Source organism: Azospirillum sp. VT-I1, assembly GCF_055698305.1.
This window is the reverse complement of sequence record NZ_CP168806.1, coordinates 422,402-432,500: the sequence shown is the minus strand read 5'-3', so window position 1 is coordinate 432,500 and position 10,099 is coordinate 422,402. Positions and strand designations below refer to the sequence as shown.

10 protein-coding genes (1 of these 10 only partly in view) are annotated in these 10,099 nt (G+C 70.4%); 1 reads left to right on the top strand and 9 read right to left on the bottom strand.

Annotated features, from left to right (window positions below; translation table 11 throughout):
- Nucleotides 1-59: the 3' end of a hypothetical protein gene (locus tag AB8P05_RS30510; RefSeq protein WP_472761729.1), read on the top strand. 511 nt of this gene lie to the left of the window's left edge; the window shows 59 of its 570 coding nt (coding positions 512-570); the start codon falls outside the window, past its left edge; its stop codon occupies nucleotides 57-59.
- 3 nt (nucleotides 60-62) lie between these two features.
- On the opposite strand, the gene AB8P05_RS30505 is transcribed toward AB8P05_RS30510, so the two are convergent.
- From AB8P05_RS30505 to AB8P05_RS30465, 9 genes are all read right to left on the bottom strand, one after another.
- Entirely contained in the window at nucleotides 63-581 is a 519-nt protein-coding gene (locus AB8P05_RS30505) for a flagellar protein FlgN (RefSeq protein WP_472761728.1), read from the bottom strand.
- Nucleotides 578-904 (bottom strand): rod-binding protein, encoded by a 327-nt coding sequence (locus AB8P05_RS30500; RefSeq protein ID WP_472761727.1) that lies wholly within the window; start codon nucleotides 902-904, stop codon nucleotides 578-580. The genes AB8P05_RS30505 and AB8P05_RS30500 overlap by 4 nt, the downstream gene beginning before the upstream one ends.
- 15 nt (nucleotides 905-919) lie before the next feature.
- Nucleotides 920-2,098 (bottom strand): flagellar basal body P-ring protein FlgI, encoded by a 1,179-nt coding sequence (locus tag AB8P05_RS30495; protein WP_472761726.1) that lies wholly within the window; start codon nucleotides 2,096-2,098, stop codon nucleotides 920-922.
- Nucleotides 2,099-2,109: 11 nt separating this feature from the next.
- The gene (locus AB8P05_RS30490) at nucleotides 2,110-3,213 is read right to left on the bottom strand and encodes a flagellin N-terminal helical domain-containing protein (protein ID WP_472761725.1); all 1,104 of its coding nucleotides are present in this window, start codon (nucleotides 3,211-3,213) and stop codon (nucleotides 2,110-2,112) included.
- Nucleotides 3,214-3,218: 5 nt separating this feature from the next.
- The gene (gene flgK / locus AB8P05_RS30485; RefSeq protein WP_472761724.1) at nucleotides 3,219-4,616 is read right to left on the bottom strand and encodes a flagellar hook-associated protein FlgK; all 1,398 of its coding nucleotides are present in this window, start codon (nucleotides 4,614-4,616) and stop codon (nucleotides 3,219-3,221) included.
- 25 nt (nucleotides 4,617-4,641) lie between these two features.
- Entirely contained in the window at nucleotides 4,642-5,886 is a 1,245-nt protein-coding gene (locus AB8P05_RS30480; RefSeq protein ID WP_472761723.1) for a flagellar hook protein FlgE, read from the bottom strand.
- A 386-nt stretch (nucleotides 5,887-6,272) separates the two neighbouring features.
- The gene (locus tag AB8P05_RS30475) at nucleotides 6,273-7,316 is read right to left on the bottom strand and encodes a flagellar motor protein MotB (protein WP_472761722.1); all 1,044 of its coding nucleotides are present in this window, start codon (nucleotides 7,314-7,316) and stop codon (nucleotides 6,273-6,275) included.
- Nucleotides 7,317-7,322: 6 nt separating this feature from the next.
- On the bottom strand, nucleotides 7,323-8,210 hold the full coding sequence (gene motA, locus AB8P05_RS30470) for a flagellar motor stator protein MotA (RefSeq protein ID WP_472761721.1): 888 nt from the start codon (nucleotides 8,208-8,210) through the stop codon (nucleotides 7,323-7,325).
- Between the two features lie 103 nt (nucleotides 8,211-8,313).
- On the bottom strand, nucleotides 8,314-10,035 hold the full coding sequence (locus AB8P05_RS30465; RefSeq protein WP_472761720.1) for a hypothetical protein: 1,722 nt from the start codon (nucleotides 10,033-10,035) through the stop codon (nucleotides 8,314-8,316).
- Between the last annotated feature and the right edge of the window lie 64 nt (nucleotides 10,036-10,099).

The following is a 10,099-nucleotide window of genomic DNA, read 5'->3' as shown; positions in this document are numbered from 1 at the left end:
CCTGCATCATCAAGCTGGAGCAGGCTGGCGAACTGGCGAGCGTGAAGAGCCGCGGCTGAGGCTCAAAGGCTGGCGTTCAGGCCCGAGGCCGAGAGTTCCACCGGCCGCCGCGCCTGTCCGTCGCGGGCGTAGGTGCCGTCGCTGGCCGCCTTTTCCAGCGCGGTCAGCAGGTTGCGGTTGATGGTCAGAACCGCTTTGCGCAGCGCGACGAGGCCGGAGGCGTTGGCGGTGACCGCCCGCTCCAGCCGGTCGATGCGCTCCAGCGTCATTGCGCGCAGATCGTCAGGCAGGCGGATGCCCTCGTCGCGTGCCCGCAGCACGGCGCCTTCCAGCTGTTCGGCCATCGCCGCCTTGCGGTGGGCGAAGGCCTCCAGCCGGTCGAGCATGCCGGCGGCGATGCAGGCCGATTCCTCTTCCAGGACGGCCGACAGGGCCTCCACCGCGTCGAGGAAGTCGCGCACCAGCAGGGCGGTGGCGCCGTCATAGCCGGGATCGGGGGCGGCCATGTCCTCGGCCGGCGCCTGTTCGGCGCTGCGGTCGGGGGCGAATTCGTGGATCAGGTCCTTGAGGGTGACGCTCATGACGGCTGCTCCGCTTGCGATGCGTAGAGGCGGGCGATCTCGTCATGCGTCATCCTGCCGATGCCGAGCGTGCCGGATTCGGCGATGGCCTTGCCGTATTCCTGCAGCATCATGCTGCGCCACGGCTTTTCCGCCGGTCCGCCGCCGCCGAACAGCGGGCTTTCGCGCATGCCCGCGAACATGCTTTCCATCAGCTGGCTGACCAGCATCGCCTCGAACTCCTTGGCGACCTTTTCGGCGGCGGCCGCGTTGGGGATGGTCGGCGCCGATGTCGAGGGTGGAGCCGCGGGCGGGGTGCGGAGGGTGGTTGCGGCGATGTCCATCGTCGTCTCTCGCGGTCAGATGATTTCCAGATCGGCGTGCAGGGCGCCGGCGGCCTTGATGGCCTGGAGGATGGCCACCATGTCGCGCGGCCCCACGCCCAGAGCGTTCAGCCCATTGACCAGCTGCTGCAGGCTGACATTGCCGCCGACGGTCACGAACTGGCGGCCATTGCCTTCCTGAACCTGCACGTCGGTGCGCGGCACGACGACGGTGGAGCCGTTGCTGAAGGGCTGCGGCTGCGACACCTGCGGCGTCTCCACCACGCGGACGGTCAGGTTGCCCTGGGTGATGGCGACGCGGCTGACCCGCACGTCATCGCCGATGACGATGGTGCCGCTGCGCTCGTCCACTACCACGCGGGCGATGGCGTCGGGGCGGACCGGCAGCTGTTCGATCTCGCCGATCAGGCGGGGGACGTTGCCGACATACGCACCGGTGATCCGCACATCGACGGTGGTCAAATCGACCACGCGGGCGTTGCCGGCGCCGAGCCGGCCGTTCACCGCGTCGGCGATGCGGATCGCCGTGGTGAAATCGGGGTTGCGCAGGGCCATCCGCACCGCGCCGACATCGTTCAGGGCGAATTTCAGCTCGCGCTCCACCGTGGCGCCGTTGGCGATGCGGGCGGTGGTCGGCACGCCCTTGGTCACCGTCGCCGCCGAGCCGCCGGCGGTGAAGCCGCTGACCGACAGCGGCCCCTGGGCCACGGCATAGGCCTCGCCATCCGCACCCAGCAGCGGCGTCACCACCAGCGTGCCGCCCAGCAGGCTGGTGGCGTCGCCCAGCGCCGAAACCGTCACATCCACCGTGGTGCCCTGGCGCGGGAAGGGCGGCAGGCTGGCCGTCACCATCACCGCCGCGGCGTTGCGGGTGCGCAGGGTCTCGCCGCGGGTGTTGATGCCCAGCCGCTCCATCATCCCCTTCAGGCTCTGTTCGGTGAAGGGGGTGTTGATGAGGCGGTCGCCGGTGCCGTTCAGCCCGACCACCAGGCCGTAGCCGACCAGCTGGTTGCGGCGGACCCCGTCGAAGGTGACCAGATCCTTCACCCGGGTCTGGGCAGCCGCCGGAGCGGGCAGGATCGCCATGGCGGCGAGCGCCAGCAGCAGCCCGGCGGCCAGCGCCGCGGCTCGGCGGAAGGCGGCACGGCCGATGGCGGGCCGGCGCGGAACGGGGGCCTGGATGCCGGGGCTCATGGCGATGGGACCTAGAGGTAGTTGGTCAGGCGGAGCTTGGCGATGCGCGCGGTGGCGTTGGAGGTGGCGTCGATCTGCGCCTCCAGCTGGCTGATCCGCGTGCTCGCCTCATAGGGATCGACGCCTTCCAGATTGTTGATCTGCAGGCTGAGGATCGACTTCTGCGTCTTGTGCTGTTCGGCCAGCGTGGCGATCTGGGCGCGCTGGACGCCGAGCTGCGCCGTCGCCTCCCGCAGGTTGCCGAGGCCGCTGGACAGCTTGTCGACCGCCGTCTTGATGTAGTCGGGATAGGCGTCGACATCCATCTTGGAGGTGTCGACCGCCGCCAGCATGTAGATGCCTTCCAGCAGTTCCCGCATCATCGGGTCATTGGCCTGCACGCCATAGGCGATAGTGCTGGAGTCTGCCGGCCGGCCGGCGACCCGGGGTGAGGCGCCGCCGCCGGGCTGGAGCGAGGTGGTGCCGGTGTAGAGCCCGCCTTCGAAGGTGTCGGTCAGCGGCGCCGGGGCCGGGGTGGCCGGGTCGCGCACGGCGAACAGATCGTCCAGCCGTGCAATGACCGCCGCGGTCTCCGCCGCCGTCTTCGGCATTTCCGCACCGCCGGTGGCGGACTGGATGGCGTCGCGGACGATCTGCATGGGCGAGCGCAGGCCCGACTTGTCGCCGTCGACATTGCGCATCGGCGGCTGGTCGAGCGCCGTTCCGGCGAACAGATAGGCGTTGCCGGACGACGCGTTCAGCAGCCCCACCACTTGATCCAGCACGCCGCGCGCCCGCACCTGCAGCGAGGTGCCGGTCGGCGACTGCTGCCCCAGGCCGGTGGAGGCGGCGGCCAGCAGGTCGGTGCCCGACGCGATGATGCTGGTCATCGCGCTGTCCATCATCTTCATCCGGCCGTCGAGCAGGTCGGTGGTCTTCACATACTCGTCGGTGCGGTCGAACAGGTTGCGCAGCGCGATGTCGCGGCCGGTGCTGGCGCCGATGGTGGCGGCGACGTCGGCATGGACGCCGGTCGCCACCTCCTCGTTGGCGCGGACCAGCTCCATCTGCTGCCGGGTCATGGTGCTCTGCAGCTTCCGGCTCATCCCCAGCGTGGACAGGGCATTGTAAAGCATCGGGTTTACCCCTTGATCTGCAGCAGGATGTCGATCATGCGGCCGGCGACCTGCACCACCTGGGCGCTGGCGCCATAGCTCTGCTCGATCAGCAGGAGCTTCTGCATCTCGTCGTCGATGTTGACGCCGTCGCGGTTGATGCGGGCGGATTCCAGCGTGTCGGCGCTGATCTTGCGCGCGTTCATCTCCGATTCGGCACCGGTGCGGTAGCCCTGCTGGGCCGACACCATGGCGGTGGCGTAGCCGCCGAGCGTCGCCGAGGCCGGCATGTCGGTGGCGGCGAAGCTGTGGGCGTCGGTGAAGACGGTCAGGAATTTGTCGATCTGCGTCTGGTCGCCCGGCTGGAGTGGGGCCGCGGCCTGGACGCCGCTGCGCACCCGCCAGCTTTCGGACCGCACCGCGTCGTTGACGGCGATGCGCGAGGCCAGCCCGGCGGTGGTGCCATAGGCGGCACCGGCGTCGGTGAACAGGCCCGGCTGGGTCGGATCGGCCTCGGCCCCCTGGAAGGCCTGGACAAGGCCGGCGGCCAGCTCGTCCAGCTGGGCCAGCGCGCGGGGCATGTCCTGCTTGATGGTCTGGACATAGCCCATGATGCGGCCGCTCTGGATCTCGCTGTCCGGCTTGGCGGACAGGGCGACGCCGTTGGCCATGACATCGTCACCCAGCAGGGTCAGCGGCTGTTCGCCCGGCGCCAGCGGGTGGTCGAGCAGCGTCTGGCCGTTGCGGGTCATCACCACCACCTGGCCGTCCTCGCGGCTGTAGGTGCGGATGCCGATCTCCTGCGAGACCTGGTCGAGCAGGCGGTCGCGGTCGTCGCGCAGGTCGCCGGCGTCGCCGCCGCGCGCTTCCAGCCCGGCGATCCTGCCGTTCAGGTCGCTGATCCGCTGCAGCGCGGTGTTCACCGAATCGACGGAGGTCTGCAGCCGGTCGCGGGCGTCGGACTGTACCGTCTGTGCAGCTTCCGCGGCGCGCCTGAGCGAGTCGGCGAGCGTCGTCGCCTGCGACACCACCGCGTTCTGGGCGGCATCGTCCTGCGGCATGCCGTGCAGGCGGGAGAAGGCCTGCTGCAGCTTCGACAGCTGGGTGGAGACCGATTTCTCGTCCTGCGGCTGGCCCAGCACCAGGGCGTAGTCGGCGAGCGCCGAAGCGCGCGCCTCCTGCCCGGTGTAGCGGCTCGTCTCGTACCGGGCGTCGCGGATCAGCAGCTCGTCCACCTTGCGGGCGATGGCGTCGACCTGCACCCCGGCACCGCGGCCGGCGGTGTTGATCGACGACAGGCTGAGGTCGCGGCGCACATAGCCGGCGGTGGTGGCATTGGCGAGGTTGTGGGAGGTCATCGCCGCCTGCTGCTGCGTCGTGCGCAGGCCGGACAGGGCGGCGGTGAGGGCGAGTTGGACGCTCATGGCCGGGGCTCCGTCGCGACTGGGCTCAACGCTTCAGGCGGGTGGTTTCTTCGACCATCTCGTCGGCCGTGCGCACCAGGGTGGCATTCGACGAGTAGGCCCGCTGGGTTTCGATCAGCGACACCAGCTCGGTGGCGATGTCGACGTTGGACTGCTCCAGTGCCGCGCCGATGACGGTGCCGGCGGCTCCCTGCTTGCCGGCGCCCAGCGTCAGCGTGCCGGTCTCGGCGCCCAGCGTGTAGGTGTTGCCGTCCTGGGCGACCAGACCGTCCGGGTTGGTGACGGTGGCGATGGGGATCTGGTACAGCGCCTGCCGGGCGCCGTTGTCGTACATCACCCACAGCTTGCCACTGTCGTCGATGTTGACCGAGGTGACCTGACCGACCTTGGCGCCGTCGCCGGTGACGGTCGGGACATAGTCGCCGTTCAGCTGCGTGACGTTGCCGAGCGACATGGTGAAGCTGTCGGCGGTCGGCGTGGCCGGGGAGGAGACGGTGATGCCGGGCATCGGGTTCAGCGGCAGGCCGGCGCCGTCCACCGGCTTGCCGGCATAGGGGCCGGTGGCGGCGAAGTTCAGCGTCAGCGGCGCGCCGGCGACCGTGTAGCCGGCCGGGCCGGTGGCGGTCAGCGTCCACTGATTGGGAGTGGCGCCCTTGGTCCAGGTCAGCGACAGGTCCAGCGGGTTGCCGAGCCCGTCATAGAAGGTCGGGCTGGTCGTAAAGCTGTCGCCGGCCGCCGCCTGCGCCGGCAGGTTGCCGGAGAAGTCCATCAGCGTCGTCTTGCTGCCGCCATAGACGAGGTTGCCGATGTTGACCGACTGCAGGTCGTCGAAGCGGGCGGTGCTGACGTTGGGCAGCGTGCCGTCGGGGTTCAGCTTCCACGCTTCCAAATACTGGCCGGCATTGTTGCGCAGGAAGCCGCTTTCGTCGGGCCGGAAGCTGCCGGCGCGGGTCAGCGAATATTGCGGCGTGCCGGAGGCCGTGCTGCCGACGACGAAGAAGCCGTTGCCGCTGATCGCCATGTCGGTCGTCGAGGTGGAACCGAGGATGGTGCCGTCCTGCTGCACCTGATAGTGCGTGGCGGATTGCACGCCGCTGGCCGTGTAGGTGCTGCGGGCGCCGGGGGAGGTGACCAGGGTGGAGAAATCCACGGTGGCGCGCTTGTAGCCGACCGTCTGGGAATTGCTGATGTTGTCCGAAATGGCGGCGAGGCGCGAGCTTTGCGCGGCCATGCCGCTGACACCGGAACGCATTGCGCTGTACAGGCTCATCCTTGGGATCCTCTGGTCAACCGTCGAACGGGCCGTCGCAGTGACGACAAACGGAAGGGGAATGGCGCGTCCCGGGATTCTCCGCGAAGGACTGACGGGTTAACGGTAGCGAAGGGGTTTTAAAGGCGCTTTAAAGGAAAAGGCGGGCGGTTTTGTTAAAATGTTTGGGGGTTTTTATTTGGAAAGTGTCGGCTTCGATTGCCCGCACCTAACCTCCCCCGCTCTCAGCGGACCTACGGTCCGCCTGTCGCGTCAGCACAAAGCGAAGCTTTGTGCGAGAGCTGGGCGGGGGAGGGATTGCCACCACTCTCCCACCTAAGCACTTACCCCCTCCCCCGCCCAGCGGGGGAGGGTTGGGGTGGGGGCACCGAAGCGGTAACCTCACCTCACCCCGGCCGCCGCAGCAACGTGATGCTGATCCGCCGGTTGCTGGGGTCGAGCGGGTCGCTGCTGCCGAAATGGTCGAGGTCTGCGCGGCCTTCGACGCGGACGATGCGGCTGCCGGGAATGCCGCTGGACAGCAGTTCGCGGCGGGCGGCGTTGGCGCGGTCGCTGGACAGTTCCCAATTGCCGTATTTGGCGTCGGGAGCGTAGCCGAGCGCGTCGGTGTGGCCGGTGATGCCGATGGGATTGGGGACGGAGGCCAGGGCCGAGGCCACCATCCGCATCAGCCGGCGGCCCTGCTCGTTCATTTGGGCCGAGCCGACCTTGAACATCGAGAAGCGGGCCTGATCGGTCAGCTGGACACGCAGTCCCTCCGGCACCTGCTGGATCACCAGACTGCCCTGCAGGGCGTTGAGGTCCGGCGAGGCGGCGATGCGCTGGCGCAGGTCGCGCTCCAGCGTTTCCAGCGCCACCCGTTCGGTCAGCTCGGCGGATTGGCGGTCGAGCAGGGCCTCAAGCTCCGCCCGGGTCGCGGCGACTCCGGTGGCCGGCGGTTCGGCAGCCGTTGCTTGGGCAGCCGTTGCTTGGGCGGCCGCGGCTTGCGCCGGTTCGGCGGCGGGGCGCAGCAGGTCCACCGGCGGCACCGGGCTGCCGGCCGGATGCGGCATCGGGTCCTTGCGGCCAGCCGGCTGGCGGTCGCTGTCGCCAACCGACGCCACGACCGGCGGCGAGGCCACCGGGCTCGCCTGATCGCCCGTGGCGTTGGGGGTGGTCAGCGATCCGGTCTTGTCGACCGAGCGGCCGGCGAGCATGCCGTCGGCGCCGGAATTGCTCTGCGACACGGCGACCGGGTTGAAATAGTCGGCGATGCCCTTGCGCTGTTCGGTGGTGGTGATGTTCATCAGCCACATCACCAGGAAGAAGGTCATCATCGCCGTCACGAAGTCGGCATAGGCCAGCTTCCAGGTGCCGTTGTGCTCCTCTTCCTCATGGCCGCCGAGATGGCGCTTGACGATGATCGGGGGGAGGGCGGTCTTGCGCGGCATGGCCGGTCACGCCGGCTGACGGGCGTCGCGGCTCTTGGCCTGCGACGACAGGGTGGTGGCGACCTCGACCTCGGCCAGGCTGGGCTGGATGTCGGTGTAGAGCACCTTGCGGGCGTATTCGGCGCAGACCTGGGGCGGGCTGCCGCGCAGATAGGCGCAGAGCGCCGCCTTGATGCAGAAATACATGTTCAGTTCCGATTCGCGGCGCTGGCGGGCGGCGCTGGCGATCGGGCCGACCATGCCGTAGGACAGCAGCACGCCCAGGAAGGTGCCGGTCAGCGCGCCGCCGATCATGCGGCCCAGCACCTCCGGCGCCTCGCTGATGGCGCCCATGGCGTTGATGACGCCCAGCACAGCGGCGACGATGCCCAGCGCCGGCAGGGCGTCGGCAAGGTTCTGCAGCGCCTTCGGCACCTGGTTCAGCTCGCGGCCCAGCGTGTCCAGCTCCTCCGTCATCAGCGATTCCAGGTCGTGCGGGTTGTCCTGGCCCAGCGCGATCAGGCGCAGATAGTCGCAGAGGAAGGTCATGCAGCGCTCATAGCGCAGCACGTTGGGATACTGGGTGAACAGCGGGCTTTCGGTCGGCTTGTCGATGTCGGCCTCGATCTGCGACATGCCCTTGGACTTGGCGACGCGCAGCAGGCCGTAGACCAGGGCGATCATGTCCAGATAGTCGTTCTTGGGCGTGCTCCGCCCGCGGGCGATGGCGCCGACGGCGCGCAGCGTGTCGCGCAGGACCGACGGGCTGTTGGCGATGGCGAAGCCGCCGATGCCGGCACCGATGATGATGACGATCTCGACCGGCTGCCACAGCACGGCCATCCGCCCGCCCATCGCATAGAATCCGCCCAGCACGCTGGCGAACACCGCGATCAACCCGAACATCAAGCGCATGTTTCTCTTCTCCGGATGTGCACAGGCCGTCGCGACCGGGGCAACGCGCCGACGACGCTACAGGCCGCCGTTTAAAGCGGCTTTACGGATCGCGGCCTGGAAGTCAGGGCTTGCCGCGCCAGTCGCGCGCCAGCCGGTCGAGTGCCGCGGCGGCGGCGAGGTCGCGTTCCACCGATTCCGCACGCAGCGGGCCTTCGGCGGACGGCGGGGACAGCGCGTCGAGCAATCCGGCCCAGCGGGTGCCGGCCAGCCGGCCGCGCTGCCGGTCGTCGATGCCGCGCAGCGCCTCGCCGTCGCCGGCCAGATAGGCCGACAGGCCCTGCAGCGCCACGTCCTCCGCCGTCGGTTCGCTGCCGGTCGCGGCCAGCTCGGCGAAGGCCCTGCGGGCTGCGGCCCATTCGCCGGCGGCGAACAGCCCCTGGGCGCGCAGCCGCGCCGCCTCCGGCCCGGTCAGCCCGCGCAGCGCGTCGAGCGCCCGCACGGTGTCGCCGTCGCCGAGCAGCGCGTCGGCGCGCAGCAGGGCGCGGCGTTCGGCCAGGGCCGGTTCCAGCGCCGGGTTGCCGGTGCTGGCGAGCACGTCCAGCGCCTCTGCCTCGCGCCCGCTGTCGATCAGGGCGCGGGCGAGGGTGGCGCCCAGCTCCGCCCGCTGCGGTCCGCCGGCGGTCTCGGTCAGGGCATGCAGGATGCGGGTGGCCTCAAGGGCGTAGCCGTCGCGCAGCAGCAGGGTGGCGAGGCGCAGGCGCAGATTGCCGTCCGCCCGGTCGGCCTGAGCCACCAGCCGGCCGTGCCGGGCCTGCAGCGCCAGCGCGTAGAGCCCGCCCGGCGGCGAGCGGTCGAGCCGGTCGAGCACGGCGGCCAGCAGGTCGCGTCCGGCCGCCAGGGCGTCGCGTCCGCGCGCCGTGGCGCCGAATCGGCGGCCGAGCAGGCCGAAGATGTCGAGCGCCGCGTCGGTCCTGCCGCTGCGGGCATAAGCGCTGCCGAGCGCGGCCAGCGCGTCGGTCTCGATCTCGTCGCCGCGCCAGGCGAAGCGCAGGGTCTCCAGCGCGGCGATGGCGCCGTCCTCGTCAAGCCGGCCCAGGCCGCGGCGCAGCTCGATGGCGCGCACCTCGGCCCGGCGGGCGAAGGGGCCGCGGCGCAAGGATGCGGCGGCGTCGTACCGCTCCAGCGCCGCGTCGGGCGTCGCCTTCAACTCCGCCAGCCGGCCGCGGAAATAGTCGAGCCGGCCGTCCGCCATGCCCCTGGAGTCGACGGTGATCATCTCAAGCACGATCAGGTTCAGGGCGGTGACGTCCCCGGCCTCGTCCGATGCGGCGGCGAGCGTCGTCAGCAGCCGGCTGCGCAGGTCGGCCGGATAGTCGAGCAGACGGCGCAGGGCGATCGGCAGCCCCTCCTTCGCCGCGGCCCAGCGGGTGGGGGCGAGGGCGACGCTGCGCCAGACATTGTGGTCGGCCATGACGCCGGCCGGCAGCTGGACGAACAGATTGTCGTCCGGCGCGTCTTCGCGGTCGAGCGCACGGAAGGCATCGCCGAGGATACGCAGGCTGTAGCGCTGGTCGGGCGCCGGCGACAGGCTGGCGGCCGTCTCCAGCGCCGCGCGCCCCTCCTCGTCCATGGCGCGGGCGAGCAGGAAGCGGATCAGCGCGATCTGGGCATCGACCCGCGCCCGGCCCTGCGCCGCACCGACCGCCCGCTGCAGCGCCTCGCGCGTGCGGTTGAAGTCGTCCCCGGCCCAGCCGGCGAGGTCCATCGCCCCGATCGGCGGCGGGGCGGGGGGCTTGGGCGGTTCGGCCGCTTGCGGGGCGGGTTTCGAGCTGCGGTCCGGCATGCGCTCCAGCTGGCGCAGCGTGTCTTCGATGCTGGAGCGGACTTCGCCCTCCAGGCTGGCGGTT